Genomic DNA, 24,959 nt, shown 5'->3' on the forward strand with positions numbered 1-24,959 from the left:
GGGAGGGATAGAAAGCTCGCCCCCCCCCCCCCCCCCCAAAACACACCCCCCCCCCCCCCCCCCCCCCCCCCCCCCCCCCGACAGGCTGTCTCCCCGAGGGGGAGTCGTGCTGGTTATGCCAGTTGTGCGGGTTCGGCCGGAGTTGCGGCCGCGGGCGGGGGCGGCACCGGCTGGGGGGTGCCGTCAAGGGAGAGCGTCGTCAGCAGGACGAGTGCGGAGGTCCAGCCCAGGGGTGCCACCGAGGCACCGTTGCCTGCCGCGTTGACCTTCTCCGGCAGCTCGCCCAGGACGTTCCGCTTGGAGAGCACCCAGTCCAGCACGTGCGTGGCCTGCGCCCGGCGTCCCATGCCGGACCAGGCGAGGGCGAAGAAGGCCGTGCTCGGCGCCCAGGCGTGCGAGCCCCAGACGTGCCCCGGGTCATTGCCGGGAAGCACACCCCCGTTGGGCAGCAGCAGCGCGTCGTACGTCTCCTCCAGTGCGGCCGGCAGGTCCTCCGGAGGCGTGTTGAAGGGGGGCGCCATGAACGCCGCCGCGCTGTCGCGCCCGTGCTTTCCGTCCACGGTGCGGCTGTAGCCGATCGGGGCGAAGTGCTCGGCGATGCCGGCGGACAGGCGCCGTGCCGCTGTCTGCCACCGTTCGGCATCTTCTGTGCGGCCCGTCCGCCCGGCCAGGTCGGCGGCGGCGTTGAGTCCCGCCAGCAGCGGAGCGGCCGTTCCGATGTTGCTCGTGGTCGTGTCCAGTTCCCAGTAGTCCGGTGCGGGCGGTGGCAGGCCGTCGGTTCCCAGGGACTGTGCGGCGTAGTCGGCCGCCTTGCGGACCATCGGGTACAGCGTCTCCAGCCGTGCGTCACGTTCGTCCGGCGCCGCCGCCCGGTACCACTGCCAGGTGGCCCACGGCACCCAGCCGTTCGCGTCCAGCTGCCACTTGCGCGCATCCGGCGGGCCGGACCCGTCGAGCTTGGTCCGCGCGTTCCAGGTGCCGTCCGCCCGCTGCGTCGCGGCGTTGAACGACAGCATCAGGTACGCCTCCGCGTCGTGGCCGGTGTGGGCGAACGCCGCGACGGCGAAGCTGCCGTCCCTCGGCCACGAGTACTGCCAGGGGGGCGACTGGGCGGCGGCGAAGGCGCCGTTGGGCCTCAGCAGCGCCCGCATCGCCAGCAGTGCGCGCTGCGCGGCCTCCCGCTGTCCGGCACTCGCACCGGGTATCCGGCCCGAGGCGAGCCAGGCCCGGCTCTCGGTTATCTGCCGGAGCGCCCCGGGGTCGTTCGGGGGCACCACCGCCGAGGCGCTCGCACCCGCCGGCAGGTAGCGCCAGTTGCCGGACGGCAGGCGCAGGACGTTGCTGCCCTCGACGTACCGGGCGCCGACGGCGAACGGCGGCGTGACGGCTTCGGTCACCTCGCCGTTGGTCAGCAGCCCGGCCGTGCGCGCGCCGAGGGCCGCGGCCGGGATGTAACACGGGTCCGTCTCGCCGCAGCGCTCGGTGCCGACGGGGTTGACGAAGTAGGCCGCCCGCGACGGCTCGGCGCGCCAGCCGCCGGTCAGCGAGGCGTCGTAGAGCCACGAACGCGGCGCGCCGGCCAGCGTCTGGCGGGTGCCGTGCCAGGTGACGGCCGCGTCCTCGGCCGTCGTCGCCTGGACGTACAGGTAGTACGTCGCGCCCGGGCGCAGGGTGGCGTCGAGGGCGAACTCGACCCAGCCGGCGCCGCGTCCGCCGAGCGCGGCGAGGTCGGCCGTACGGGAGGCGACGGCCGATGCCCTGCTGTCGCGCTGCGTCCGGACCTCGACGGTGACGGCGCCCGTACCGGCTCCGCTGCTGAGGTAGATGCTCACGCGGGACAGCTGCGGCTCGGTGGCGGTGAACTCCTGGGCGGCGGCGTTGGCCGCGCCCTTGACGCTGAAGAGGGCCGTTTCGTGGAGCAGCTGTCCGCCGTAGGCGGGTGCGGCCGTCCTCGTCCCGGAACGCGCGGTGCTCAGCACGGCCGGAGGGCCCACGAGGGCGGTCGCGACCACGACGGCGAGAGCTGCGAAAGCGTGTGGCATCCGGTGGATCCCCTTCCTTCTGTGAGGCGGGATGGCGTGGACGCCGGATGTCGGTGCGCGGGCACCGCGATCGGGCGGGCCGGTATTGCCGTTAGTGGGAACCATGTTCGCTCGGCGGCGGGGAATCCCGCACGTCAGGGCGGCGCGCCGGGCGGTCTCCGCTGACGGTCCCGCCGCTGCCCAGCACGGCTGCGGGGCCCCCGCCGGGGCCGTTCGGCCGTCCGCCAAGCGGGTGACCGCGCCGGCCGCCGCGTGCTGCGGCTCGGGTCCCGGCGGTTTCCGGACAGTGTCCGCGCCCGCCCGGGATGTGACCGGGGCGTAACACGCCCGGTGCGTCCGGCACTCGGGGCGCCTCCGGCGCACGGCCCGGCTCCTTTTCGGTCAGGCGCACGCAGACGCGATATCCCAAGAGGTATAGACCAATGCTAGGTTGGTTGCACCTCTCGCACAGCCGCTCACCATCCGTCACCGGAGAGTGCCGTGTCTCTTATTTCGTCCGCACCGCAGACTCCCAACGCACCGCAGACTCCCAACGCACCGCAGACTCCCAACGCACCGCAGACTCCGAACCCCCCGCAGACTCCGAACGCCCCGCACACTCCGAACGCCCCGCACACTCCGAACTACTTGAAGATCGCCGCGGTGCTCCGCCGCGAGATCACCGGCCGCACCATCGCGCCCGGGGGCCGTCTCCCCTCGGAGCGTGCCCTGGCGGCCCGGTTCGTCGTACACCGGCAGACCGTCAGGGCGGCCCTGCACCTGCTGCGCGAAGAGCGGCTCGTCGTCACCGACCGGCGCGGCACGCACGCCGTCGCGACGCCCCCGCCCGAACCAACCCTGCCCGCACCGGGTGCCGTACCACCCTTCCCCGGCGCCCCCGCCCCGCAGGCGGCCGCCCCGTCCCGGTCATGGCTGGAGCGGACCGAGGTCCCGCGCCGGCTCGCCGCCGCGCTGGGCGTGCCGGCCGGACAGCCGACCCTCGTCCACCACCACACCGCACTCGACACGGCCGGCGCCCCCGTCCAGGAGGCCGTCACCTACTTCGCGCCATCGGTCATCACGGCCCTGCCCGAACTGCGCCGCTACCTGGACCGCCCGTATACGGAAAACGCCGACCTGAGCCTGCTCTACCACTGGCTCGCCCGCGCCGGGCTGCGGGCCAAGGTCACCGAGACCATCACCGTGACCCGGGGCGGCACCGGATCCCCGCCCGCGCCCGGCCACGGCGCGCCCTGCCGGCTCGGTGTCCGCCGCTCGCTGGCCGATGCCGACGGCCGCCTGCTGGCCGTGACCGACCTCGAGTTCCCCCGCTGGGGCGAACTGTCCTTCCGCCACACCCGCCCCGCCGACGGTGCCCACGGGTCCGCGATCCACCTGCGCTGAAGAGCCGCGTCCGCGGTCCGCGGGCCCCGCCGGGATGGCACAGTGGGAGCATGTGCGGCCGTTACGCCTCCTCCCGGCGACCCGAGGACCTCGCGGACCTGTTCGAGGTGACCCGCTGGGACCCCGCGGAAGCCCTCGCGCCCAGCTGGAACGTCGCCCCCACCGACCCGGTGTGGGCCGTGCTCGAACGCCCGGACCGGGAGACCGGTGCGATCGAGCGGGAACTGCGCACGCTGCGCTGGGGCCTGGTGCCCTCGTGGGCGAAGGAGCCGGGCGTCGGATCGCGGATGATCAACGCCCGCGTGGAGACGGTGCACGAGAAGCCCGCCTACCGCCGCGCGTTCGCCAAGCGCCGCTGTCTGCTGCCCGCCGACGGCTTCTACGAATGGCAGCCCGTCCCCGCCACGGCCGACGCGAAGGCGTACAAGCAGCCCTATTTCATCCGGCCCGAGGACGGTGCCGTCATGGCCATGGCCGGGCTGTACGAGTTCTGGCGGGACAAGGCCGTGGCCGGGGACGACGACCCGGCCGCCTGGGTGGTGTCCTGCACCGTCATCACGACCGAGGCGCGCGATGCGGCCGGGCGCATCCACCCGCGGATGCCGCTGGCCCTCGCGCCGGACGACTTCGAAACCTGGCTCGACCCCTCCCACCAGGACGTGCACGACCTCCGTGCGCTCCTCCACACCCCGGCCGACGGGCAGCTGGAGGTGCGCCCGGTGTCCACCGCGGTCAACAGCGTCCGCAACGACGGCCCCGAGCTCCTGGACGCCGTGCCGGAACCGGCCGCCGGCCCTCCGGCCTCCTGACCCGCGGGCCAGGCCTCAGTGGCCCGGCTCGAAGACCTGGCCCGTCTCCGCACCCTCGATCGCGCGCACGTACGTCCGGGCCACTTCGGCGAGGTCCACGGGGGCGAAGCCCGGACGACGCCCTGGCAGAGGTCACTGCCGGGCCGCGACCCCTGCGCGTCGGCTTCGCCCGGGTGGCCCTCGGCGCGCACACCGTCGGGCTGCTGCGCGACTGGCGCCGAGACCACCCAGGCACGCCCGTCCAGGTCCACCGGCTTCCCGACCCGGCGGAAGCGCTGCGGCGCGGCGACGTCGACCTCGCCTTCCTGCGTGCGACCTGGCGGGCCGTACGGTCGTGCTCTGCCGGACCGCGGCGACGGCCACGGCGGACCTGTGGCCCGCCGGGCGGCGGCCCGCGGCCACCCTGGACGTCGCCGGCGTCGACGAGTGGCTCACGGCCATCGCCACGGGGGAGGCCGTCGGCGTCACCGCGCAGGCCACCTCCCACAGCCACCCGCACCCCGGGATCCGCTACCTCCCGGTGACGCCGAGCCCGTCACCGTCGCGCTGCTCGCGACCGAGTCGCCCACCCACCCGGCCACCGCCGCGTTCCGCGACCACGCCCGCCGCACCGTCTCCCCGCCCGCGGCCGGGCCCGTGCATCCGGCGGGGGTCACCCCGTGGGCGCCGGGCGGCGGACGGGCTCCGGCAGTCGGAAGCCGTTGAAGAGGTCGTCCAGGGTGCGCCGGGCGGCCCGCTGCGGGGTGGCGCGCAGGACGAGGTCGCGGGCGGCGACGGCGAGCGGGTTGCCGAGGGCCGCGACCTGCCCGGCCCGCCGGGCGCGGACGCGGATCGCGTCCGTACGGGCGTGCCGGGCCCCGGTGTAGGCGTGCAGCGCGCCGGGCACGTCCTCGGCGTCGAGTGCGTGGGCGAGGTAGACGGCGTCCTCGACGGCCTGGCAGCCGCCCTGGCCCAGGTTGGGGGCCATGGCGTGGGCGGCGTCGCCCAGCCAGGCGAGTCGGCCGAGGTGCAGGCGGGGGAGCGGCCCGGCCAGGTCGTACAGGTCGTGCTGGAGCACGGCGGCCGGATCGATCCGGTCGAGCAGGGCCGGGACCGGGTCGTGCCAGTGGCCGTAGCGGCGGCGCAGTTCGGCGTGCACGTCGGCCGGCCGGGTGCCTTCGGGCACCACGGCGGTCGCGTACACGTAGATGCGGCCGCCGGCGAGCGGGACCGTGCCGAACCGCTCGCCCCGCCCCCAGGTCTCGACGGCCGCGGAGGCCGGCAGGCCGTCGCCGTCCACCACGGCCCGCCAGGCGGTCTCCCCGGTGTAGTGCAGCCCCGGGTGGCCGGGGAAGTACCGGCGGCGCAGCGGGCTGTGGATGCCGTCCGCGGCGAGGACCGCGTCGGCGGTGAGGTCGCCGGCCGTGGTGCGGACGACCGGCCGGGCGCCCTCCTGGTCGACGGCCGTCACCGCGGCGCCGAACCGCAGGGCCCCGCCCGGCAGCGCGTCCGCCAGGGCCGCCGTGAGCGCCGCGCGGTGCACGGGCAGCGGTGCGCGGCCGTACCGGCCCGCCAGCGCGGCGGCGTCGGCCCGCACCAGCCAGGTGCCCCGCGGGCGGCGCACCCCCATCGCGGCCGGCGGAGCGTCCCCGGCCGTGCGGGCGGCGTCGAAGCCGATGGCGTCGAAGGCGCGCAGGGCGTTCGGCGCCAGCACGATCCCGGCGCCGGCAGCCGAGAGGCCGTCCGCCTGCTCGCACACCGTGACCCGCCAGCCGCGGCGGTGCAGGGCGAGCGCCGCCGTCAGCCCGCCGATCCCCGCTCCGGCCACGACCGCATGCCGCTGTGCCATGACACACCCTTCCACCGCAGAACCCTCTACATCCGTAGAGTCCGTCGTCGCCACTCTACAGCTGTAGAGTGGCTCCATGTCCAGCCCCGACCGCCGAACCCTCATCGCCGACACCGCGATCGCGACCGTGGCCGCCGCCGGGCTGCGCGGCCTGACGCACCGTGCGGTCGACGCCGCCGCCGGACTCCCGGCCGGCAGCACCTCGTACTACTTCCGCACGCGCACCGCCCTGATCGGCGCCTGCTATCAGCGGCTGGCGGAACTGGACCTGGCCGACGTCGACTTCGGCCTCGGGCCGCACCCCGCCGCGCAGGGCCGGGAGGCCGCCGCGGCCGCGCTCGCCGCGCTGCTCCACCAGTGGCTGACCACCGGCCGCGAGCGTCAGCTCGCCCGCTTCGAACTCAGCCTGGAGGCGACCCGCAACGAGGAACTGGAGAACGTCCTGCACCAGGCGGGCCTCGGTGCGCGCCGGCGCGCCGCCGCCATCCTGGAAGCCCTCGGCGCGCCCCGGCCGCGCGAGTCCGCCGAACTGCTCGTCGCCTGGACCGACGGGCTCCTCTACGACCGCCTCGCCGGCGCCCTGGCCCGCTCCCGCCCCGCGCCCGACCTGGCGGAACTGACCGGCACCGCCCGCCGCATGCTCGACGCCGCCCTGTCCTGACCCGGTCGGGAGGTCTCTTCCGGACCCGGTTCAGGCCGTCCCTTCCCGATCGTGCCGGGCCGTCCACCCGAGCAGCTGCCCGGCCGGCCACGTGTTGACGATCCGGTCGGCCGGTACGCCGGCATCCTCCGCGCGGGCGCACCCGTAGATCTGCCAGCCCAGCTGGCCCGGAGCGTGCGCGTCGGTGTCGACGGAGAACAGCACGCTCGCCCGAACCGCCTGCCGCAGCAGCCGCATGGGCGGGTCCAGCCGCTCGGGACGGCTGTTGATCTCCACGGCCGTACCGGCCTCCGCACAGGCCGCGAACACCTCCTCCGCATCGAAGTCCGACTCCGGCCGCCCCCGCCCGGTGACCAGCCGCCCCGTGCAGTGCCCCAGCACGTCCGCGTGCGGATCGCGCACCGCCGCCGTCATCCGGCGGGTCATCGCGCGCTTGTCCATCCGCAGTTTCGAATGGACCGACACCACGACCAGGTCCAGCCGCTCCAGCAGCTCCGGCTCCTGGTCCAGCGAGCCGTCGTCGAGGATGTCGCACTCGATGCCCGTGAGCAGCCGGAACGGCGCCCACGTGCCGTTGAGTTCCGCCACCACGTCCAGCTGTTCCCGCAGCCGCTCCGGCGACAGGCCGCGCGCCACGGTCAGCCGCGGCGAGTGGTCGGTGAGCACGGCGTACTCGTGGCCCAGCTCCGCCGCCGCCCGGCCCATGTCCTCGATCGTGCTGCCGCCGTCCGACCAGTCCGAGTGCAGATGGCAGTCGCCGCGCAGCGCCGCCCGCAGGGCCTCGCCCCGGCCGTCCGTGGTCAGCGGCGCCTGCGCCTCTTCTTCCAGCCGCTGCAGGTACTCCGGGATCTGCCCGGCCAGCGCCTCGGTGATCACCCCGGCGGTCTTCGGCCCGATCCCCTTGACGGCTTCCAGCGTGCCCGCCGCGGCCCGGGCGGCGGCTTCGCCGTCCGGCATGTCCGACACCCGGGCGGCCGCGGTCCGGAAGGCCTGCACGCGGTACGTGGGCGCCTGGGCGCGCTCCAGCAGGAAGGCGATCCGCCGCAGCGCGGCCACCGGATCCATCGGCGCCTCCCGCCCGTCCCGGCCGTCGGGTACCTCCCGGGTGGGCCGTCCCCACCGCCTCCAGAATCCCACCGGCGGGCACCGCGCGCAGGGCGGAACCCCCGCGGAACCGGCCTCCCTCGTACGGGGCAAGAGCGTCCCTCCGGCGATACGCCGCCGATCCGCCCGGGAACCCCTCCTGCGCACCGACCGACGGAAATCTGGAGGAGCACATGTCCCAGGAGACAGCCGACGAGGTGGATCCGACCACCGACGCGGACGAAGCAGCACTGGACCGCGCGCTCACCGCGGGCCGCTCCGCCGCCCCTGCCGACAAGGAGACGAGTACGAGCTCATCGAGTCCCAGCCCCAGTCCGGCCGCCATGCTGCGGGCCGACGGCAGCCCCGCCGCTCGCCGGCAGCCGGAATCCGAGTAGGAGGCACGTCATGCCGCTGAGGTTCACGAACAATTACCACACCGAGATCTGGACGATGGTCGAGTGGTACCAGCCCAACTGCTCCGACGGCAGCAACTGGGTGAAGAAGGGCTGGTGGCGGATCGGTCCCAGCCAGTCCGCCACGGTCTTCGGCGGGAACCCCCGCGCCGTGAACACGACCTGGTACTGCTACGCCTACTCCACCGACGGCACCGAATGGCGGGACCGCTACCAGGAGACGGTCCCGCACCGCGCCTTCGAGTGGTGCTCGAACACGGCTGACGGGACCTCCCGGACCATCCTCATGAACGAGTTCGTCGTGGGCAGCGCCAACCACACGCACACGTTCCACGGCTAGCAGGTGGCGGGCCGGCCGGTGCGGTCCCGCCGGCCGGCCCGTCCGGCGGCCTCGCATGGGTTTCCGGCCGACGGGTAGGAGCGGGCTCAGACAGGGACAGCGCGCCAGGGACATCGAGGCAGGGAGGCGGCGCCATGCAGGACCAGGGCAGGGACGAGACCCCCATGGAGCAGGCCGACCGCCAATGGCAGGAGCTGGTGCAGGAGATCCGCGTCGCCCAGACCGGTGTCCAGATCCTCTTCGGCTTCCTGCTGACCGTGGTCTTCACCCCCCACTTCCAGGGGCTGCCGCAGACCGACAAGACGCTCTACATCGTCACCGTCATCCTCGGCTCCCTGGCCACCGGCGCGCTGATCGGCCCCGTGGCCTTCCACCGGATCGTCTCCGGCCGGCGGATCAAGCCCCAGGCGGTCACCTGGGCCTCGCGGCTCACGTTCGCCGGCCTGATCCTCCTGCTGGCGACCCTCACCGCCGCGCTCTGCCTCGTCCTGCGGGTGGCCACCCACAACCCGCTCGTCCCCTGGCTGGTCGCAGGGGTGCTGCTCTGGTACCTGCTGTGCTGGTTCGTCCTGCCGCTGTGGGCGCGGATCCGCTACACGACCGAGGACTGACGCGGCCGCGCCCCGGCAGCCCCTACTCGAACCGCGAGGTGTCACCCGCGCCGCGCCGCACGATCTCCGCGGTACCGCCGGAGAAGTCGACGACCGTGGTGGGTTCCGTACCGCAGTCACCCGAGTCGAGGACCGCGTCCACCTCGTGGTCGAGGCGCTCCTTGATCTCCCAGCCCTGCGTCAGCGGCTCGGCCTCGTCCGGCAGCAGGAGCGTGCTGGAGAGCAGCGGCTCGCCGAGCTCGGCCAGCAGCGCCTGCGTGACGACGTGGTCGGGGATCCGCACGCCGACGGTCTTCTTCTTCGGGTGCATCAGCTGGCGCGGCACCTCGGACGTCGCGGGCAGGATGAAGGTGTAGCTGCCCGGCGTGGCCGCCTTGATCGCCCGGAAGACGTCGTTGTCGATGCGCACGAACTGGCCCAGCTGCGCGAAGTTCTGGCAGACCAGGGTGAAGTGGTGGCGGTCGTCGAGGTTGCGGATCGACCGGATGCGGTTGATGCCCTCGCGGTTGCCGAGCTGGGACCCCAGGGCGAAGCAGGAGTCCGTCGGGTAGGCGACGAGCGCCCCGGAGCGGATGAGGTCGGCCACGCTGCCGATGGTGCGCCGCTGAGGATTCTCGGGGTGCACGTCGAAGTACTTTGCCATCCACCGAGCGTACGCGCTCGGAAGACCGGCATCCGGTCCCGGGCGGCGATCAGGCGGACACGGCATCCTCGATCCCGTCGGGAGACAGCGCACGGCCCCGGTCGAGCGCCGCCGCGAACTCCGCCTCGCCCAGGGCGGTCCGCAACACCTGGCTGTCCGTCGGCCCCCATATGCGCGGCAGGATGGACGACACCCCTTCCTACATCCCGCCGTTCGAGCCGGGCGCCCCGCTGGAGGGCAGCGCGATCGGCGAGGTCGTCGCCTCCCGCGCCGAGTCCGTACCGACCGGGTCGGCCGTGTCCCACTTCCTCGGCCGGCGCGAGTACGCCGTCCTGGACGCGGCTGCGGCCACCCTCGTCGACACCTCCCTCGCCCCGCCCGCCGCCTACCTGGGCGCCCTCGGGACCACGGGCCTGACCGCCTACGCCGCGCTCACCCGGACCGCCCCGGTGCGCCCCGGAGACGTCGTCTTCGTCTCGGCCGCCGCCGGAGCGGTCGGCAGCGTGGCCGGGCAGGTGGCCCGGAAGCTCGGAGCGGCCCGGGTCATCGGATCGGCCGGCGGCCCGGCCAAGACGAAGAAGCTCCTCGACACCTTCGGCTTCGACGCCGCCGTCGACTACCGCCTCGGCGGCCTCGACGAGCAGCTGGCACGGGCCGCACCCGAAGGCGCCGACGTTTACGTCGACGCGGTGGGCGGCGACCACCTGCGCGCCGCCATCGACGCCGTCCGGCCCGGCGGGCGCATCGCCATGGTCGGTGCGATCAGCGGCTACAACGCCACCGCGCCGCTGCGCGGACCGGACAACCTCTTCCGGGCGGCCGCCCAGGAGGCGACCCTGCGGGGCATGCTCGTCAGCAGCCACTTCGACCTCTTCCCGGAATGGATCGGCAAGTCGGCCCGCGGGCGTACCGACGGCACCCTGCGCACCGAACAGACCGTCGCCGAGGGCATCGAGCAGGCACCCGGAGCCTTCCTGGGCATGCTGCGCGGCGCCAACACGGGCAAGATGCCGGTCCGGCCGGGTGACCGCTGATGTCCGCCGCGAACGACACCGTGCGTACCGGCGGCGGGCCCTGGTCGTCGTGGGCCACCCCCGGACGGATTCCCTGACCGCGCAGCTGGCCGAGCGGGCCCGCAAGCGGCTGCTCGACGCCGGGTACGAGGTCGACCTGCCGGACCTCCAGGAGGAGGGGTTCGACCCCCGAATGACCCCTGCGGACGAGCCGGACTGGGACGACCCCGGCAAGGAGTACACCGCCGAGGTGCGGGAGCACATGGCGCGCCTGGAGGCGGCCGAGCTGATCGTGGTGGTCTTCCCGCTGTGGTGGTTCGGCTTCCCCGCCGTGCTCAAGGGCTGGATCGACCGGGTGTGGAACAACGGCTTCGCGTACGGCGGCGGCCGGTCGAGGCTGCGCGGCAGCCGGATCCTGTGGATCAGCCTGGTCAGCTACGGGCGGGAGCAGTTCGCCGAGCTGGGCTGGGACGAGGTGGTGTCCAAGACGCTGCGGCAGGAGCGCAGGCGCGTCCCGCAGCCCGGCACACGGGAGCCGGGTTGCGGCGGCACGCCGCGAGCAACTGACAGCCGGGGCGGCCCCGGCCGTCGCTGCCCCGGACTCGAACTCCGGCCCGCCGTACCGGGCGGATACCTGCCCGCCCTGTCCTTCCGGGCCATATGTCCACGGCGGTGACCCGGGGCCGGGCGTTTCGACAGGGCGGCAGGATGGCCGGCGTCCCGGTTCCCGCATGATCGTCGGACCGGCGGCACCAGCCCCCGGCCCTCGACCACGGGAGTTCACTCACATGTCTCAGATCGCAGTCCGCGCAGCGCGTCCGGAGGACTTCCCGCAGTGGCGCGCCCTCTACCGCGGCTACGCGGACTTCTACCGGGTGGAGCAGACCGAAGAGGCCGCCGCGGCGGTCTGGTCCTGGGTGCACGACCCCGGCAACGAGGTCAACGCCCTCGTTGCCGAGGACTCCGACGGCACGCTCGTCGGCCTCGCCCACTACCGCCCGTTCGCCCGCCCCCTGTCGGCGACCGTCGGGTGCTTCCTCGACGACCTGTTCGTGGCACCCGGGGCACGCGGTTCGGGCGCTGCCGACCTGCTGCTCGCCGCGCTGAAGGAGATCGCTGCCGAGCGCGGCTGGAGCGTGGTCCGCTGGATCACGGCCGACGACAACCACCGGGCCCGCGCGAAGTACGACCAGGTCGCCACCCGCACGATGTGGGTCACGTACGACATGGCCCCCGGCCGCTGACCCGTTCTGCGTGCGGGTCAGTGCGGGTCAGCGTGCGGCCGCCCGGGTGCGGCGCTGCGCGGCCGTTGCGGAGCCGTGCAGTGCCTCACCGACGAGGCGGACGCCGCGGGCGAGGCGGGCCAGCTGGTTGAGCTCCACGGCGTACATGCGGATGGAACTCTCGATGACGGCCTCCGCGATGCCCATCGTGGGCAGCTCGGCCCGGCTGGTCTCCAGCGCGGCCCGTACCGCCCGTATCTCGTGCTGTATCTGGAGCTGGGCGTGCCGGGCGAGCAGGACGGGGTGGCGGTTGAGCGGTGTGTACCCCGCATAGCGCGCGGGCAGGAGGTCGCGCAGCCAGCGTGCGGCGGTGCGCTCCCAGTCGTGGTTGCCGGGGCTCTTGACCTGACAGGGCCAGTCGGGACCGAGGGTGGGGTCTGATGTCTGGGGCATGCTCTTCGCTTCGCAAGGTTCGGGAGGTGGTGGCGGCCCCGGCCCAGGGGTTGACCGAGGCCGCCGTGGCGCTGCTACGGGATGCGAAGGCCCGGGGGAACGTCCCGGGACCGGCGCGAGGAGGGAGCGTCGGGCCCAGGGGGTCCGGGAGAGCGTGGGGACGCCCTCCGTTTGGCATCGGGTGATCCGTGCGCCGGTTGCAGTAAATATATATACCGTCGAGTAAGCAAGAGTATGAAAAATTTCATGCGCCTACGGAGTGTGAATATCGACGGTCCGGCGACCGGGCGGACGGCACCTAGAGGAAGAAACTGTGCTGGTCAGCGACCTGCTCGTAGCCTTCGAGCCGGGTCTGCGTACGCTCCGGGTCGGCATCGGCCATGGCTTGAAGCAGCGCGGCGGCCAGCACGCCCGGCGCCGCGTACGAGTCGAACACCAGGCGTGAGCCGGTACCGGCCGTCAGGGCCACGTCGGCCTCGTCGACCAGCGGGCCGAGGGTGAGGTCCGTGATCAGCGCGACCCGCAGCCCGGTGCTGCGGGCGGCGCGCAGGGCGGCCAGGGTTTCGTTGGCGTGCCGCGGCATGGCGAAGGCCAGCACCCAGGTGCCGCCGGCGGAGCGGGACTGCAGCAGGGCGTCGTACGCGACGCTGCCGCCGCGGGTCACCAGGCGCACGTCGGGGTGGATGCGGCGCGCGGCGTACGCGAAGTACTCCGCCAGGGAGACCGAGATGCGCAGGCCGAGCACGGTCAGCGGCACCGAGCGGGCCAGCTCGCGGCCGATGTCGAGGACCTGGTTGGTGTCGGCGAGCAGCCGCCGGACGTTTTCCAGGTTCTCGATCTCGGCGTCGACGGCGGCCTGGAGTTCGTTGCGCCGGATCTGCTCCCGGCTCTGCGGCGAGGGGGTGCCCGCCACCGCGCTCAGGGCGATCGGCTGGAGCGCGTCGCGCAGGGCCGGGTAGCCGGTGAACCCGAGCGACGTGGCGAACCGCGTCACGGACGGCTGGCTGACCCCGACGCGCTCGGCGAGCTCGGTGATCGACAGGAACGCGGCCTCGGTGAGGTGGTCGATCAGGTACTGGGCGATCCGCCGCTGGCCGGGCGAGAGGCGCTGCCCGTCGAACATGGCGCGGACCCGGTCGGCCGGGGCCCGCTCGGGGTCCGACGACAGCCCGGGTGTGATCGCGGCCGCCTGTGCGCGTGCCTGCTGCCCCGATGGCACGGTGCGCCTCCTTCTGCTGCGGCTCGTTTCCAACATAGCTCAACGGACATCCCCGCGATCATGATCGCGGACGCCGCGGGGCCCGCGCGAGTCGGGTCGGGCGGGCGGGGACGACGGTACCGGCCGCCGGAAGGGCGAGGGGGCCGGCCGTCAGGACGGGCGCGGGGCGGGAGAGCCGTCGGGCCCTGAGGGATGGTCTCTCAGGGCCCGGGGTGTCGCGCACGCCGCGGGGGGTTGCGGGGTGTGCATCTGACGCGACGTATAGAGAAACGATCCTGCCCATCATGGGTTACGGCGTCACCTAGGGAATCTCCCCGATTCCGGCGGCGTACCCGCCCGCCTACCGTCGCGAGTGGCGCTGATCGTCCGGTCGGCCGTTCCGATGCGACCCGAACCCGTGCGTGACGGAGGCGTGATGAAGGCGATCGTGCAGGACCGGTACGGCTCCCCGGAGGTGCTGGAGCTGAGGGAGGTCGACCGGCCGGCCGTCGCCGACCACGAGGTGCTGGTACGGGTCCGCGCAGCGGCCGTCAACGCCCGCGACTGGCACCTCATGCGCGGCGACCCGTACGTGGCGCGGCTGGTGCTCGGCCTCGGCAGACCGAAGGTGCGGGTCCGGGGCACGGACTTCGCGGGCCTGGTGGAGGCGGTGGGCAAGGACGTGACCGGGCTGCGACCCGGCGACGAGGTGTTCGGCGAGGCCGAGGGGGCGTTCGCCGAGTACGTGTGCGCCCCGCAGGACGTGGTCGCGCCCAAGCCCGCCGGCCTGACCTTCGAGCAGGCCGCCGCGCTGCCGCTCGCCGGCAACACCGCCCTGATGGGCCTGCGCGACCTGGGCCGGGTGCAGCCCGGACAGAAGGTCCTGGTCAACGGAGCGTCGGGGGGCGTGGGGACCTTCGCCGTCCAGATCGCCAAGGCGCTCGGCGCGGAGGTGACCGGCGTGTGCAGCACCAGGAACGCCGACCTGGTGGGGTCGCTCGGCGCCGACCGCGTCCTCGACTACACGCGGGAGGACTTCACCCGCGGACCGGAGCGGTACGACGTCGTGTTCGACCTGGTGGGCAACCGCGCCCTGGCCGACTGCCGGCGGGCCCTGACCCCCTCGGGGACGCTCGTCCTGTCCGGCGGCGGTGTTTCCGAGGGCGGCAGCGTCCTCGGGCCGATGGGCCTGCTCATCAAGGGGCAGGTGCTGTCCCGCTTCGTCAGCCAGCGGCTGGTCGTCCTCACGGCCACGCCGAACAAGGACAACCTGACCGCGCTGGGCGAACTCGCCGGGCCCGGGACGCTGACCCCGGTCATCGACCGGACCTACCCGCTGAGCGAGGCCGCCGAAGCCATCCGCCACCTGGAAGTGGAGCACGCGCGCGCGAAGGTCGTCATCACCGTGTGACCACTGTACGAGTGGGTGCTCCGTACGACAGCCCGGGCCGTGAACGGGCCCGGGCTCCACGGCGTTCCGGGCCGTTCTCTCGCGGCGGCGGCCGCGGTGTCAGCCGGCCCCGACGGGCAGCGGGCCCACCCGGGACTCCAGCCAGACCGGCAGGTCCAGCAGCCTGACGCCCTCCTGCTCGTCCGGGTCGGTCCGGGCGACCAGGCACACCATGTCCTCGGTGCCGCTGTTCACCGGCATGTGCGGGGTGTCCGCGGGGATGTGGATGTAGTCGCCCGCGCCAAGCAGCACGTGCTCGGCCAGGTCCTCGCCGTGCCACACCTCGACCCGGCCGGACTGGATGAAGATGGCCGACTCGTGCCCTTCGTGCAGGTGGGGGCGGCCGCGGGTGCCCGCGGGCATCACCAGCCGGTGGAGGCATAGCCGTTCCGCGCCGACCGACTGCGCGCTGACCCCCGCCCCGAACGTTCCTCCCTGGGCGCCTTCGTACTGCCCGGTACGGACCACTGTGCACTGCTTCTGATCTGCCATGGGCGTAGTACAACAGCCGCTTTACGGCGTACGAACGATTCCCGCCACCGGGTGGGCGCAGCGCTCCGGGCCGGGCGGGCGCCCCTCTCCCGCGCCCCCGGTTGAACACCCACTTGAACACGCGGAGGCGCCCTCACCACCCGTCAGGCGCGGTGGCAAGGGCGACTTGGTGAGATGGGCGTGTTTCCGGCAACGCCGCAGCGACGAGAGCAATTTGGAAGATGTCGGCGTGCGGAGACGTGCCTACTTTCACAAGTATCGGACTGCAGGAACTGCTTTCTCAGGAGGACCAGATGAACTTCGTGATGGCTGCGCCAACCGCCGGAAGCGTCGCGTTCCCGGGCATGAACAACGCCTCCCGAACCGACGGTTCACGGCGCCACCGCACCGCGGCGGCGGAAATTCCCGCTCACGCCCGGCCTTATCCGGGACCATGGAATCTGGGGTAGAGATGCGTCATTTCACTGTGCGCGCCAAAAGCGGCGTGATCGGCTTCCTGCCGGTACGGGCCCTGATGGGCGCCGGCGTCACCGCCGGGTGGCCCCGGCAGGCCCGTGCCGGGCTGAAACTCATCGCTCCCGAAGACCCCGCGTGCGCCGCGCTCGTGGACGAGGAGGGCCGCACCGAAGCGGCCCGGCGCCACGCCCCGGACCGGATCCGGGTCCTCCACAGCGAGCGGGTGATCCGCAGCTTCCGCGAGGTGGGGGAGGCCTGGCTGGAGCAGGTGGGGCCGTGCCGCATCGACGTCATCGACGCCGACCTGCTCGACGACGGCAGCAGGGTCTTCCTCGACACGCTCGTCGACCAGGCCGAAGGACTGGTCGTGATCCGCTGGGCCGGTCTCGCCGACGCGACGGACCCGGTTCCGGCCACGGTCACCGAACGCGAACTGCGCATCGAGGACCTCGCGCGTTCGGCCGGACAACTCACCGATCAGGAGGTGGATTTCCTCTACGAACAGGCCGTGGGATATCTCGGCACCGGCGACAGCTGGACGGCCGAACGCATTCTCCGGGCGGTCCTGCGCCAGCGGGCGGTGCCGTTCGTGTGGGGCAAACTGCGACTTGCCTGCGCGATGCTCGGACGTCCCATGGAAGCCGACTTCCGCTCGCTGCGCCGCTGGGAGCAGGAGTCCCACGCGGCCGGCGCAGGAGTCGAACCCCCGCGGCTCCGGCTCGACTCGGGCTGGGACCTCCTGGAGCAGTGGTCCGACAAGGCGGGGCAGATCGAGAAGAACGCCGTTCACAAGGCGCTGTTCGCGATCGTCGAAAGGACGGTCTTCAGGACGTACGAGACCTTCGAAGACGCCTCTCAGCCGCGGGAGTTCTTCGTCCGGCTGCGGGAGGACCTCGTCCTGAAGATCCGCATCCGCGACTTCGGCGCGTTCGAGATCGCCTACGTCGGCTCCGTCGGCGAAGCGCCGGGAATCGACCTCGGGACCGGCCGGGCGGCGTGACGACGTTTTCCCGGCCGGCCCCCGTGCCGGCCGGTGTCGCACGCCCAACGCCCTCTCGCACAAGTGTGCTTGACAGGGTGTGGGTCCTGTGGAAATCTCGGTCCCACTTGTGACACCTGGACTTCTCTGTCAAGAATTCGGGGAGATGCGATGCCGTCGCTGGAAGTGTCGGGAATAGATGTTTCCTCGCGGGTCAGGGCTCGCGATATTCAGATGGCCGGCGTCGCTGACATACGACGCCGCGTCCTGATGATTTCCGGTGCCATCGACACGGTCGACCACGACGTTTCGGTGTGCGTCAATCTTCCCGAACCGGGACGCTGGCAAGTGATCAAGTCCGAGACGAATCTGACGGACCGTACGTGGGTCGCCATGCAGGCCGCCACGGACGAGGACTCCGTCTTCGTCAACGACGCCGACACCCTGATCATGTCACGGCAGTTCGGGAAGTCGTTCATCACGCCCGACCAGCGTCGCCTGACCTTCTACGGCGGTGAAGTGCGCCCCGGCGAGGCCGTGGTGAAGATGTACTCGCTGGAGACCACGGGCCGCAGGCCCACCTACGCGTACTCCCGGTACACCCCCGTCGCCACCGACAGCCCGGAGACGGCCGCGAAGACCCTCGACCGGCTCGTCGCCGAGGGCATGCCCCAGCGTCCGGTCATCGAGGTCATCGTCCCGGTGACGGTCATAGGGTGATCACCTTCGTCCCCGAGCCCCATCTGCTCGACTCGCCCCGGGGCCGTGACTGGCCGCTCGCCCCCGGCACCGGCCCGATGGCCGTGCAGTCCACCCAGCCCCCGGCCACCGCCGACGCGGTCATCGTCGGCGCGGGCCCCGCAGGCCTCGCCGCGGCATCGGCGCTCTGGCACCTCGGCGTCCACGACGTCGTCCTGCTCGACCGCGACGGCCGGCCGTGCGGCCGGTTCTTCGACCGGGTCGACATGCTCAAGCAGCGCGTACTGCGCTCGCCTTACGAACACCACCCCGGAGTCGAGGGCTACCGCGACTGCGAGCTGCTGGACTTCGCCCGGCTGCACTGGTCCCGGCTCACCCCGGTGGAGCGACGCGAGATCCGCATGGCCCAGGCCGGCCACCGGTCCGTGGTGCCCGTCGACGTCTTCGAGGCCTACTGCCGGCACGTCTCCACCCTGCACCACGTGGACCAGCGCACCTGGCGCGCCACCGTCCGTGACGTCCGGCCCACCGCGGACGCGGTGACGGTACGCGGCGACGGCTTCGCGGTCACCGCCCCGTACGCCATCCTCTGCCTGGGCGAAGAGCGCCGCGCCGCCCCCTCCGACTGGTGGGAAGGCGACGCCGCGCCGCACGGCGTCAGCTACTGGGACGAACCCGTACCGCAGGACGCCGAGCGCCTGATCGTCGTCGGCGCCGGCCTCAGCGCGGCCCACCTGATCGCGAACGCCCTCACCGAAGGCAAGCGCGTGCACTGGATCGTGCGCGCCTCCGAAGAGCGCTACCAGTGCGCCGACGTCAACGCGTCGTTCTTCCGGGCCGAGGGCAGGGCCCGCTTCGACGGGACGAGCTGGGACGACCGGCTGACCCTGATGGGCGGGCACCGCAGGGCGTCCGTGATGTTCGAGTTCCGCCCGCTGATGCAGGCCGCCGAAGCCGACGGACGGCTGACCGTCCACCGCGGCCGCGCCGTCACCGGCCTGCTGCCCGAGCGGGCCGGCCGCATCGCCGTACGGCTCGCCGACGGCGAGCGCGTGGTCGGCGACCACGCCGTGCTCGCGCTCGGCACCACCGTCTCCAACGGCGACCGGCTGCTGCCCGAGGGCGTTCCCGCCGCCCGCGACGGGTGGCCCGACCTCGACGAGCAGACCCTGGCCTTCCGCAACGCCCCGCGCGTCTTCGCGGTGGGCGCGGCAGCCGGCATGGTGCTGGGCCCGGCGGCCCGCAACATCGACGGCCACCGCGTGGCGACGGCCCGGGTGGCCACGGCCGTCGCCGTCGGCCTCGAAGAGGCCTCCGGCCTGCGCGTCACCGACGACCGGATGGTCGCCCGTGTCTGAGCCCGGCGCATTCGACACCCGCTTCTCGCTCACCTCGGTCGACGAGCCCGCGATGACCGAGACCGGCGTGATGCTCATGGGCCTGGAGGCCGAACGCCTCCTGGCCGGCCTCGGCATGGCGTCGCTCGCCGACGACCCGGCGCAGGTGCTGCTCGCCGTGGACCGGGTCCGGCACGGCGTGCACGTCCCCGTCTCCTTCGAGGGCCTCGTCGAGGCGGGCGTACGGCGCTGGCGCGAGGCCCGCCCGGCCCTGGCCGCGGCCGGCGGACCGGCATCGGCGCCCGCGGCCCTGCGCAAGGCGTGGGACCAGACGCTGCGCATGTTCGCCTACTGCGACCTGGGCGCGCCGGGCCCCGCCACCACCGCCCACCTGGCGGCGTGCTGGCTCCGCCGGGACGAGATCGACCAGTGCGCCGCGCGTTCGGCGCCCACGGAAGGGTGGCGGCCATGACCTACCTGAAGTCCCTGCCCGCCGACGCGGCGCTCCTTCAGGTCTTCGAGGCCTACCCGCGCACCTCGCGGCCGCTCCTGGAGTTCCACGAACTGGTGCTGCGCGCGGACTCGCCCTTCACCGTCGCCGAGCGCGAACTGATGGCGGCGTACGTATCCGGTGTCAACGACTGCACCTACTGCCACGGCATCCACACCGCCACCGCAGAGGCCTTCGGCGTCCCCGAGGGCCTGCTGGCCGAGGCGCTCGCCGACCTCGACGGCGCCGCGGTCGACGAGAAGCTCAAGCCGGTGCTGCGCTACCTCGGCATCCTCACCCGCAACCCGTCGCACCTCACCCCGGCGGACGCCGAAGCGGTCTTCGCCGCCGGCTGGGACGAACGCGCCCTGCACGACGCCGTGATGGTCGGTGCCCTGTTCAACTTCATGAACCGCATGGTCGAAGGCCTGGGCGTCGCCGTGGACAAGAACTACTTCCCCACCTCGGCGGCCCGCCTCCACGACCACGGCTACACCGGCCTCGCCGCGCGCCTGACGCCGTGACCCGACCGTCTCGGCACTGCCGGCGGCCGGAGCGGCCGTAGGCCTTCGCATACGACCGGCCCGCTCGGCGCCGGGCGGCCGGTGGGCGGGGTGCCGTTCAGGCCAGGAAGGCCGCGGTGGCCGCCACGAACCGCTCCGGGTCGTCGTGCCACGGGTAGTGCCCGGCCCCGGGCAGCACGACCAGCCGGGCCTGCGGGAACAGCTCGGCGACCTCGGCCATCGCCCGGGGCGGCGAGTTCAGGTCGACCTCGCCCGCCAGCAGCAGGACCGGCGACGCCAGCCGGGCGAGCGCGGCCCGGGTGGTCGCGGGCTCGAAGGCCCCGTCGGCGCCGAACGCCGCCGCGGCCTCCTGGTTCTTCTGTCCGTCCTCGGCGGCCCGGAAGGCCCGCGCGGCCTCGTCCCACCGGCCGTGGAAGAAGGGAGCGACGGCCTGGAAGGAGTCGGCGGCCCCCCGACCCGCGACGATCGCCTCCAGCGCCTCGAACGCCTCCGGGAACCACGGTTCCTCCCGGCGCAGTTGCGCCGTCTCGCGCCGGTGGTCCGGGGTGACCGTGACGCCGACGGCCATCACGCTGGGCGTGATCAGCGCGAGCCTGCCGACGCGTTCGGGGTGCCGGGCCGCGTAGAGCGCGGCCAGATTGGTGCCGGCGGAGTGCGCGAGCAGGTCGATCCGCTCGAGGCCCAGATGCGTGCGCAGCGCTTCCACGTCGTCGACGAGCCGGTCGCAGCGGTACGAGCCGGCGTCCTGCGGGGTGGCGGAGCGGCCGGTTCCGCGGAGGTCCAGCCTGATCAGCTGCCGGTGTGCGGTCAGCCCTCCGAGATCGCCGAGATAGACGGAGTCCTGCATCGGGCCGCCGGGCAGGCAGACGAGCGGAGGTCCGTCTCCGGATACGTGGTAGGCGAGCTCGGTCCCGTCCGGGGCGATGAAGGCAGGCATGCCCGGACTCTGTCACCGGATTCCGGACGGGGCAACCGGATTCCGTGCGCGGTGTTCTCCCGGACGTGCAGGTGGGAGCCTATTGCGCAGTCGGCGGGGGCGGTTCGAGGAGCGCGGCCGAGCACTGCTCGGTGAGGTCCTCCGCGTGCGGCGGCAGCGGCCGGCCGGCGCGCAGGTGGCGGCGGACCACGGACAGCGGCAGGTCGATCAGGGCCAGGGCGATGCGCTCCTCGTCCAGGGGCTCCGTCGCGCCGAGGGACGCGGCCAGTGCACGGAGGGAGGCGTACACGCGTGCGTTGCCGGAGTCGGCGCGCCGGGTGTGCTCCTCGGACCAGTCGGCCCGTCCGAAGTCCCCCGGGCCGTACAGGAGCAGCGCGGCCTCCTGCGGGTGGGAGCGGCTCCACGACACGACGTACCGCGCCGCCGCACGCACGGCCCGGCGGGGGTCGGGACCGGTGTCGACGACGGTGAAGTAGCCCTCCTGGAAACGCTCCACGGTACGCAGCCACACCTCGGCGAGCAGTGCCGTGCGCCCCGCGAAGCGGTGGTAGACCGATCCGCTCGGGGCTCCGACCGCCTGGGCGACCGCGGTCATGGTCACGGCGGCGGGGCCGCCGGACGCCGCGAGCGCGACGGCGGCGTCGAGGAGCTGATCGGTGTCGAAGCGGGGTGGTCTCGCCATGAAACAGAGAGTACCCTCCAATTAATTAGAGGATCATCTCTAGAAATGCTTCGAGGGAGGGCGCATGGGCGTCTACAACGTGCACGAGCGTCTGCTGCCGGCCAAGGGGAGCGAGGTGGGCGCGCTCGTCGACACCCTGGCCGGCGGGGACGGCGACCGGCTGTGGCCCGGTCCGGCCTGGCCCCGGATGGAGTTCGACCGCCCGCTCGGGGTCGGAGCGGCGGGCGGCCACGGCCCGGTCCGCTACACCGTCGAGGCGTACGTGCCGGGCATCTGGATCCGGTTCGCGTTCGACGGGCCGCGGGGGTTCCACGGCTTTCACGAGTTCGCCGTCCTGCCCGTCGACGCCGACCGGACCGTGCTGCGGCACACCCTTGCGATGTCCGCCCGCGGCCCGGCCCGCCTCGGCTGGCCGCTCTTCTGGCGCTCGATGCACGACGCGTGCATCGAGGACAGCCTGGACCGCGCCGAAGCCGCCTGCACGGGCAGCGTGACCCGTCCGGCCCGCTGGTCGCCGTACGTCCGTGGCCTGCACGCCCTGGCGGGCCTGGTCGCCCGCCGGTCCGCAGGCCACCCGGGCTCCTAGCGGCCGCGCTCCGTGCCCGGCCGGTCCTGTCGGCGTCCGCGTCCGGCCTGGGTGCGCGCCGCGGGCCCGGCCGGGCTGCCCGCCGCACGCTGCTGCTCCACCAGGTGCTCGTACACCTCGAAATCGACCGCCTGCCAGCTCTGCATGTCACCGCGGCTGGCCCGGAACTGTGCGGGTGTCGTCTGCCTCTGCATGCTTCTCACCTCGTCGCCGACGCGTTGCGCCTCCGATACCGGGTGTCGTCTCCCGTCCCACGGTACCCACGGGTTCCCGGTGCCGCGCAGGCGGAGAAGCCGGTCGGGCGCACCGATCTCGTCTAGCGTGGGGACGAGGCGGCCGGAGCCGCCTGCGCCTTTTGAGGAGACCCTTGATGAACTGGACGCTCGAAGTCGTCCCGGTCCCGGTCACCGACCTGGACCGGGCGAAGGAGTTCTACGCCGACAAGGTCGGCTTCACGGTGGACCTCGACGACGAGGTCGCCCCCGGGATGCGCATCATCCAGCTGACCCCGCCGGGCTCGCGGTGCTCGATCGCGATGCTCCAGGGGATGCCCCCGGCGCCCGGCACGAAGGACATGGCGCCGGGCACGCTGCAAGGCCTCCAGATCTGCGTGACGGACATCGAGGCGGCCCGCGAGGAGCTGGTGGCCCGGGGCGTGGACGTCTCCCCGGTCCGCCACGTGGGTGCGGCGGGCTGGGAGGACGGCAAGGGGGAGACCTGGAACTCCTTCATGTCCTTCGAGGACCCGGACGGCAACGGCTGGGTGGTCCAGGAGGCCCCCTCGGAGCTGTCGGAACGCTGAGCGGCGCCCGGCACCCGGCGTAGCCCGCCGGGTGCCGGCCGTGCGCCCACGGACTGTTCCGGCAAGATCGACAGTCGGCTAGATTGCGGACGTGTGACGACGACCCCGCCGAATACCGGCCGCATATTCGACGCCCTGCAGTCCACTGCCGTGCAGGACACGGCCCGGTTGCGCGACCTCTACGAGCACCCGGGCGACCTCGCGCGGCGCAAGGTCGTGGACCGGATCCACGACGTGTCGCGCACGTTCATCGCGCGCTCCTCGCTGGTGTTCGTCGCCAGCGCCGGCGCGGACGGCAGCTGTGACGTGACGCCCCGGGGCGGGCCCGCCGGATTCGTCGCCGTACTGGACGAGTTCACCCTCGCCATCCCCGACGCCACCGGCAACAAGCGCCTGGACACCTCGCACAACATCGTGGAGACGGGCCGCGCCGGACTGATGTTCGTCGTTCCGGGCCGCACCTCCACGCTGCGGGTGAACGGCCGTGCCTGCATCAGCGCCGACCCCGGTCTGCTGGAACAGCTGACGCCGGTGGGCAAGCCGCCGCGCAGCGCGATCGTGATCGGCGTCGAAGAGGCGTACCAGCACTGCCCGAAGGCCTTCCTGCGCAGCAACGCCTGGAAGCCCGGGGAGTGGCTCGCCGAGGACGCGGTCCCCAGCTCCGCCGAGGTGACGCTCTCGCACCTGGCCCTGCCCGGCCTGACGCTGGAGGAGATCCGGCGGAACGAGCGCGAGTCGATCCTGTACCGCCTCGAGTGAGAGCGGTCGCGTATCCTCCCCGGATGGTGAACAAGTTGCTGGTCGTGGACGGTGAGACGTTCACGGTGACGGAGCGGCCGGACAGCCGCGGGGTGTACGACTTCGTGTGGGAGTCCGGTCCGAACGCCGGGTACGGATTCATGTCGGCGGTGCACGGCGCCGACGCGCTGAGCGAGGCACAACTGGAAGACGCGGCCCGGAACTTCCTGGAGCAAGTGGACCCGGCGACCGGGTACATCGAAGACTGAGCGAGCGTGGGTGCCCGGCCCGGCACCCACGCTCCCCGTCCGCTACGGCTGCGGCTCTCCGGCGCCCTCCTCGAACGGGAACCGGGCGAGCGGTGCCTCGCGCTGGAAGAAGGTCTTGGCCCGGATCGCCGCCCGCTCGTCGTCGCGTATCTGGCCGGGCCGGGAGCCGTTGCCGAGCAGCACGCCGCCGAAGCGCATCCGCAGGTACGCCGCCGTGTGGTTGAGACTGGTCACCAGGCCGTCCGCGACGACCTCGTCGTGGTCGGCCATGACCGTGACGCCCCACAGGGTCCGGCCCGCCATCCGCTTCTTGAAGTCCAGGCCGGGCACGGCCAGCCAGCCGGACCAGTAGTCGAGGTAGCGCTTGGTCTGCCCGGAGAGGCTGTACCAGTACAGCGGCGAGGCGATGACGATGTCGGTGGCCTCGAGCGTGGCCTGCCGCAGCGTTTCCTCGTTCTCCCCGACGGGCCAGGATGCGGTCTCGTGCCGGCCGTCCTGGAAGTCGGGCAGCGGCAGCCGGGACAGGTCAACCCAGCGCTGCGGGATGCCGGCGGGCAACTGCTCGGCGGCGTCCCGCGCGAGCATCTCGGTGTTGCCGCCGGGCCGGGAACTGCCGAGGACGAAGAGGAACGAGCGGTCCGTGCCGCCGCTCGCGTCATGGCTCGTGTCAGGGCTCTTGTCGATGGTCAAGGCTGCTGCTCCGCTCGGATCGGTGGTCTGTTCGCTGCAACCTCCCTGCGCCCGCCGGGTATTCCGGGACCTTCGATGCACGTCGACGACTGCGGCGGCTGCCGGGCCGGTACGCCAGGGGGCGG

At 73.1% G+C, this 24,959-nt stretch carries 31 protein-coding genes; 19 read left to right on the forward strand and 12 right to left on the reverse strand.

Annotation, left to right across the window (positions count from 1 at the left end; translation table 11 throughout):
* Window positions 1-113 precede the first annotated feature (113 nt).
* Window positions 114-2,042, reverse strand: a complete 1,929-nt coding sequence (locus tag ACZ7H1_RS05145; RefSeq protein ID WP_470783849.1) for a glycoside hydrolase family 15 protein — start codon at window positions 2,040-2,042, stop codon at window positions 114-116.
* A gap of 627 nt (window positions 2,043-2,669) precedes the next feature.
* Between ACZ7H1_RS05145 and ACZ7H1_RS05150 the strand changes: the two genes are divergently transcribed.
* Together ACZ7H1_RS05150 and ACZ7H1_RS05155 are read left to right on the forward strand one after the other, a co-directional pair.
* A complete protein-coding gene (locus ACZ7H1_RS05150; RefSeq protein WP_470783850.1) occupies window positions 2,670-3,425 on the forward strand; it encodes a GntR family transcriptional regulator in 756 nt (251 codons plus the stop codon).
* A gap of 50 nt (window positions 3,426-3,475) precedes the next feature.
* A complete protein-coding gene (locus ACZ7H1_RS05155; RefSeq protein ID WP_470783851.1) occupies window positions 3,476-4,234 on the forward strand; it encodes an SOS response-associated peptidase in 759 nt (252 codons plus the stop codon).
* Window positions 4,235-4,886: 652 nt separating this feature from the next.
* Here ACZ7H1_RS05155 and ACZ7H1_RS05160 read toward each other — a convergent pair.
* Window positions 4,887-6,062: an FAD-dependent monooxygenase gene (locus ACZ7H1_RS05160; RefSeq protein ID WP_470783852.1), complete on the reverse strand. Its 1,176-nt coding sequence runs from the start codon at window positions 6,060-6,062 to the stop codon at window positions 4,887-4,889.
* A gap of 76 nt (window positions 6,063-6,138) precedes the next feature.
* On the opposite strand from ACZ7H1_RS05160, the gene ACZ7H1_RS05165 reads away from it, so the two are divergent.
* Window positions 6,139-6,723, forward strand: coding sequence for a TetR/AcrR family transcriptional regulator (locus ACZ7H1_RS05165; protein ID WP_470783853.1), 585 nt, complete (start codon window positions 6,139-6,141; stop codon window positions 6,721-6,723).
* 30 nt (window positions 6,724-6,753) lie between these two features.
* Here the strand turns inward: ACZ7H1_RS05165 and ACZ7H1_RS05170 are convergent, their stop codons facing one another.
* Window positions 6,754-7,788 carry a PHP domain-containing protein gene (locus tag ACZ7H1_RS05170; protein WP_470783855.1) on the reverse strand — a complete coding sequence of 345 codons (1,035 nt, stop codon included), beginning with the start codon at window positions 7,786-7,788 and terminating at the stop codon, window positions 6,754-6,756.
* A 212-nt stretch (window positions 7,789-8,000) separates the two neighbouring features.
* Here ACZ7H1_RS05170 and ACZ7H1_RS05175 point away from each other — a divergent pair, with 212 nt between their 5' ends.
* The 3 genes from ACZ7H1_RS05175 to ACZ7H1_RS05185 all read left to right on the forward strand — a co-directional run bounded on the left by ACZ7H1_RS05175 (window position 8,001) and on the right by ACZ7H1_RS05185 (window position 9,173).
* Window positions 8,001-8,204, forward strand: a complete 204-nt coding sequence (locus ACZ7H1_RS05175; protein ID WP_470783856.1) for a hypothetical protein — start codon at window positions 8,001-8,003, stop codon at window positions 8,202-8,204.
* A gap of 10 nt (window positions 8,205-8,214) precedes the next feature.
* The gene (locus ACZ7H1_RS05180) at window positions 8,215-8,562 is read left to right on the forward strand and encodes a DUF1036 domain-containing protein (protein WP_470783857.1); all 348 of its coding nucleotides are present in this window, start codon (window positions 8,215-8,217) and stop codon (window positions 8,560-8,562) included.
* A gap of 134 nt (window positions 8,563-8,696) precedes the next feature.
* A complete protein-coding gene (locus ACZ7H1_RS05185; RefSeq protein ID WP_470783858.1) occupies window positions 8,697-9,173 on the forward strand; it encodes a DUF6328 family protein in 477 nt (158 codons plus the stop codon).
* 22 nt (window positions 9,174-9,195) lie between these two features.
* Here the strand turns inward: ACZ7H1_RS05185 and ACZ7H1_RS05190 are convergent, their stop codons facing one another.
* Window positions 9,196-9,816 carry an L-threonylcarbamoyladenylate synthase gene (locus ACZ7H1_RS05190; protein WP_470783860.1) on the reverse strand — a complete coding sequence of 207 codons (621 nt, stop codon included), beginning with the start codon at window positions 9,814-9,816 and terminating at the stop codon, window positions 9,196-9,198.
* Window positions 9,817-9,865: 49 nt separating this feature from the next.
* Window positions 9,866-10,009 carry a hypothetical protein gene (locus ACZ7H1_RS05195; RefSeq protein WP_470783861.1) on the reverse strand — a complete coding sequence of 48 codons (144 nt, stop codon included), beginning with the start codon at window positions 10,007-10,009 and terminating at the stop codon, window positions 9,866-9,868.
* Between ACZ7H1_RS05195 and ACZ7H1_RS05200 the strand changes: the two genes are divergently transcribed.
* From ACZ7H1_RS05200 to ACZ7H1_RS05210, 3 genes are all read left to right on the forward strand, one after another.
* Window positions 9,999-10,850, forward strand: coding sequence for a zinc-binding dehydrogenase (locus tag ACZ7H1_RS05200; RefSeq protein ID WP_470783862.1), 852 nt, complete (start codon window positions 9,999-10,001; stop codon window positions 10,848-10,850). The genes ACZ7H1_RS05195 and ACZ7H1_RS05200 overlap by 11 nt on opposite strands.
* Window positions 10,840-11,505, forward strand: a complete 666-nt coding sequence (locus ACZ7H1_RS05205) for an NAD(P)H oxidoreductase (RefSeq protein ID WP_470783864.1) — start codon at window positions 10,840-10,842, stop codon at window positions 11,503-11,505. Before ACZ7H1_RS05200 ends, ACZ7H1_RS05205 begins: the two co-directional genes overlap by 11 nt.
* Before the next feature lie 112 nt (window positions 11,506-11,617).
* The gene (locus ACZ7H1_RS05210) at window positions 11,618-12,073 is read left to right on the forward strand and encodes a GNAT family N-acetyltransferase (RefSeq protein WP_470783866.1); all 456 of its coding nucleotides are present in this window, start codon (window positions 11,618-11,620) and stop codon (window positions 12,071-12,073) included.
* A 27-nt stretch (window positions 12,074-12,100) separates the two neighbouring features.
* Here the strand turns inward: ACZ7H1_RS05210 and ACZ7H1_RS05215 are convergent, their stop codons facing one another.
* On the reverse strand, window positions 12,101-12,505 hold the full coding sequence (locus ACZ7H1_RS05215) for a hypothetical protein (RefSeq protein ID WP_470783867.1): 405 nt from the start codon (window positions 12,503-12,505) through the stop codon (window positions 12,101-12,103).
* Window positions 12,506-12,803: 298 nt separating this feature from the next.
* Complete coding sequence (locus tag ACZ7H1_RS05220; protein ID WP_470783868.1) at window positions 12,804-13,724, reverse strand: MurR/RpiR family transcriptional regulator; 921 nt, start codon at window positions 13,722-13,724, stop codon at window positions 12,804-12,806.
* Window positions 13,725-14,139: 415 nt separating this feature from the next.
* Here ACZ7H1_RS05220 and ACZ7H1_RS05225 point away from each other — a divergent pair, with 415 nt between their 5' ends.
* Window positions 14,140-15,114 (forward strand): NAD(P)-dependent alcohol dehydrogenase, encoded by a 975-nt coding sequence (locus ACZ7H1_RS05225; protein ID WP_470783869.1) that lies wholly within the window; start codon window positions 14,140-14,142, stop codon window positions 15,112-15,114.
* A 99-nt stretch (window positions 15,115-15,213) separates the two neighbouring features.
* Here the strand turns inward: ACZ7H1_RS05225 and ACZ7H1_RS05230 are convergent, their stop codons facing one another.
* Window positions 15,214-15,645, reverse strand: a complete 432-nt coding sequence (locus ACZ7H1_RS05230; protein ID WP_470783870.1) for a cupin domain-containing protein — start codon at window positions 15,643-15,645, stop codon at window positions 15,214-15,216.
* A 451-nt stretch (window positions 15,646-16,096) separates the two neighbouring features.
* Here ACZ7H1_RS05230 and ACZ7H1_RS05235 point away from each other — a divergent pair, with 451 nt between their 5' ends.
* From ACZ7H1_RS05235 to ACZ7H1_RS05255, 5 genes are all read left to right on the forward strand, one after another.
* Window positions 16,097-17,101, forward strand: coding sequence for a DUF6235 family protein (locus tag ACZ7H1_RS05235; RefSeq protein WP_470783872.1), 1,005 nt, complete (start codon window positions 16,097-16,099; stop codon window positions 17,099-17,101).
* A gap of 213 nt (window positions 17,102-17,314) precedes the next feature.
* Complete coding sequence (locus tag ACZ7H1_RS05240) at window positions 17,315-17,800, forward strand: DUF6423 family protein (RefSeq protein WP_470783874.1); 486 nt, start codon at window positions 17,315-17,317, stop codon at window positions 17,798-17,800.
* A complete protein-coding gene (locus ACZ7H1_RS05245) occupies window positions 17,797-19,137 on the forward strand; it encodes an FAD-dependent oxidoreductase (protein ID WP_470783875.1) in 1,341 nt (446 codons plus the stop codon). Before ACZ7H1_RS05240 ends, ACZ7H1_RS05245 begins: the two co-directional genes overlap by 4 nt.
* Window positions 19,130-19,588, forward strand: coding sequence for a DUF6187 family protein (locus tag ACZ7H1_RS05250; RefSeq protein WP_470783877.1), 459 nt, complete (start codon window positions 19,130-19,132; stop codon window positions 19,586-19,588). The genes ACZ7H1_RS05245 and ACZ7H1_RS05250 overlap by 8 nt, the downstream gene beginning before the upstream one ends.
* Complete coding sequence (locus ACZ7H1_RS05255) at window positions 19,585-20,130, forward strand: carboxymuconolactone decarboxylase family protein (RefSeq protein ID WP_470783878.1); 546 nt, start codon at window positions 19,585-19,587, stop codon at window positions 20,128-20,130. The genes ACZ7H1_RS05250 and ACZ7H1_RS05255 overlap by 4 nt, the downstream gene beginning before the upstream one ends.
* Window positions 20,131-20,227: 97 nt before the next feature.
* Here ACZ7H1_RS05255 and ACZ7H1_RS05260 read toward each other — a convergent pair whose 3' ends face one another.
* Window positions 20,228-21,067: an alpha/beta fold hydrolase gene (locus ACZ7H1_RS05260; RefSeq protein WP_470783879.1), complete on the reverse strand. Its 840-nt coding sequence runs from the start codon at window positions 21,065-21,067 to the stop codon at window positions 20,228-20,230.
* Between the two features lie 79 nt (window positions 21,068-21,146).
* The gene (locus ACZ7H1_RS05265) at window positions 21,147-21,749 is read right to left on the reverse strand and encodes a TetR/AcrR family transcriptional regulator (protein WP_470783881.1); all 603 of its coding nucleotides are present in this window, start codon (window positions 21,747-21,749) and stop codon (window positions 21,147-21,149) included.
* A gap of 64 nt (window positions 21,750-21,813) precedes the next feature.
* Here ACZ7H1_RS05265 and ACZ7H1_RS05270 point away from each other — a divergent pair, with 64 nt between their 5' ends.
* Complete coding sequence (locus tag ACZ7H1_RS05270; protein ID WP_470783883.1) at window positions 21,814-22,335, forward strand: SRPBCC family protein; 522 nt, start codon at window positions 21,814-21,816, stop codon at window positions 22,333-22,335.
* On the opposite strand, the gene ACZ7H1_RS05275 is transcribed toward ACZ7H1_RS05270, so the two are convergent.
* A complete protein-coding gene (locus ACZ7H1_RS05275) occupies window positions 22,332-22,529 on the reverse strand; it encodes a hypothetical protein (protein WP_470783884.1) in 198 nt (65 codons plus the stop codon). The genes ACZ7H1_RS05270 and ACZ7H1_RS05275 overlap by 4 nt on opposite strands.
* 176 nt (window positions 22,530-22,705) lie before the next feature.
* Between ACZ7H1_RS05275 and ACZ7H1_RS05280 the strand changes: the two genes are divergently transcribed.
* From ACZ7H1_RS05280 to ACZ7H1_RS05290, 3 genes are all read left to right on the forward strand, one after another.
* Complete coding sequence (locus ACZ7H1_RS05280; protein WP_470783886.1) at window positions 22,706-23,137, forward strand: VOC family protein; 432 nt, start codon at window positions 22,706-22,708, stop codon at window positions 23,135-23,137.
* 93 nt (window positions 23,138-23,230) lie between these two features.
* Window positions 23,231-23,896 (forward strand): MSMEG_1061 family FMN-dependent PPOX-type flavoprotein, encoded by a 666-nt coding sequence (locus ACZ7H1_RS05285; protein WP_470783888.1) that lies wholly within the window; start codon window positions 23,231-23,233, stop codon window positions 23,894-23,896.
* A gap of 23 nt (window positions 23,897-23,919) precedes the next feature.
* The gene (locus ACZ7H1_RS05290; RefSeq protein ID WP_470783890.1) at window positions 23,920-24,144 is read left to right on the forward strand and encodes a hypothetical protein; all 225 of its coding nucleotides are present in this window, start codon (window positions 23,920-23,922) and stop codon (window positions 24,142-24,144) included.
* Between the two features lie 42 nt (window positions 24,145-24,186).
* Here ACZ7H1_RS05290 and ACZ7H1_RS05295 read toward each other — a convergent pair whose 3' ends face one another.
* On the reverse strand, window positions 24,187-24,828 hold the full coding sequence (locus ACZ7H1_RS05295) for a flavodoxin family protein (protein WP_470784020.1): 642 nt from the start codon (window positions 24,826-24,828) through the stop codon (window positions 24,187-24,189).
* Window positions 24,829-24,959 lie beyond the last annotated feature (131 nt).

The sequence above is a fragment of the Streptomyces sp. NPDC037401 genome, from assembly GCF_055602345.1.

Coding starts and splice junctions, on each gene's coding strand:
- ACZ7H1_RS05145 (WP_470783849.1), bottom strand. CDS start 2,042: ATGCCACACGCTTTCGCAGCTCTCGCCGTCGTGGTCGCGACCGCCCTC.
- ACZ7H1_RS05155 (WP_470783851.1), top strand. CDS start 3,476: ATGTGCGGCCGTTACGCCTCCTCCCGGCGACCCGAGGACCTCGCGGAC.
- ACZ7H1_RS05160 (WP_470783852.1), bottom strand. CDS start 6,062: ATGGCACAGCGGCATGCGGTCGTGGCCGGAGCGGGGATCGGCGGGCTG.
- ACZ7H1_RS05165 (WP_470783853.1), top strand. CDS start 6,139: ATGTCCAGCCCCGACCGCCGAACCCTCATCGCCGACACCGCGATCGCG.
- ACZ7H1_RS05170 (WP_470783855.1), bottom strand. CDS start 7,788: ATGGATCCGGTGGCCGCGCTGCGGCGGATCGCCTTCCTGCTGGAGCGC.
- ACZ7H1_RS05175 (WP_470783856.1), top strand. CDS start 8,001: ATGTCCCAGGAGACAGCCGACGAGGTGGATCCGACCACCGACGCGGAC.
- ACZ7H1_RS05180 (WP_470783857.1), top strand. CDS start 8,215: ATGCCGCTGAGGTTCACGAACAATTACCACACCGAGATCTGGACGATG.
- ACZ7H1_RS05185 (WP_470783858.1), top strand. CDS start 8,697: ATGCAGGACCAGGGCAGGGACGAGACCCCCATGGAGCAGGCCGACCGC.
- ACZ7H1_RS05190 (WP_470783860.1), bottom strand. CDS start 9,816: ATGGCAAAGTACTTCGACGTGCACCCCGAGAATCCTCAGCGGCGCACC.
- ACZ7H1_RS05200 (WP_470783862.1), top strand. CDS start 9,999: ATGGACGACACCCCTTCCTACATCCCGCCGTTCGAGCCGGGCGCCCCG.
- ACZ7H1_RS05210 (WP_470783866.1), top strand. CDS start 11,618: ATGTCTCAGATCGCAGTCCGCGCAGCGCGTCCGGAGGACTTCCCGCAG.
- ACZ7H1_RS05215 (WP_470783867.1), bottom strand. CDS start 12,505: ATGCCCCAGACATCAGACCCCACCCTCGGTCCCGACTGGCCCTGTCAG.
- ACZ7H1_RS05225 (WP_470783869.1), top strand. CDS start 14,140: ATGAAGGCGATCGTGCAGGACCGGTACGGCTCCCCGGAGGTGCTGGAG.
- ACZ7H1_RS05230 (WP_470783870.1), bottom strand. CDS start 15,645: ATGGCAGATCAGAAGCAGTGCACAGTGGTCCGTACCGGGCAGTACGAA.
- ACZ7H1_RS05235 (WP_470783872.1), top strand. CDS start 16,097: ATGCGTCATTTCACTGTGCGCGCCAAAAGCGGCGTGATCGGCTTCCTG.
- ACZ7H1_RS05240 (WP_470783874.1), top strand. CDS start 17,315: ATGGCCGGCGTCGCTGACATACGACGCCGCGTCCTGATGATTTCCGGT.
- ACZ7H1_RS05255 (WP_470783878.1), top strand. CDS start 19,585: ATGACCTACCTGAAGTCCCTGCCCGCCGACGCGGCGCTCCTTCAGGTC.
- ACZ7H1_RS05260 (WP_470783879.1), bottom strand. CDS start 21,067: ATGCCTGCCTTCATCGCCCCGGACGGGACCGAGCTCGCCTACCACGTA.
- ACZ7H1_RS05265 (WP_470783881.1), bottom strand. CDS start 21,749: ATGGCGAGACCACCCCGCTTCGACACCGATCAGCTCCTCGACGCCGCC.
- ACZ7H1_RS05270 (WP_470783883.1), top strand. CDS start 21,814: ATGGGCGTCTACAACGTGCACGAGCGTCTGCTGCCGGCCAAGGGGAGC.
- ACZ7H1_RS05275 (WP_470783884.1), bottom strand. CDS start 22,529: ATGCAGAGGCAGACGACACCCGCACAGTTCCGGGCCAGCCGCGGTGAC.
- ACZ7H1_RS05280 (WP_470783886.1), top strand. CDS start 22,706: ATGAACTGGACGCTCGAAGTCGTCCCGGTCCCGGTCACCGACCTGGAC.
- ACZ7H1_RS05290 (WP_470783890.1), top strand. CDS start 23,920: ATGGTGAACAAGTTGCTGGTCGTGGACGGTGAGACGTTCACGGTGACG.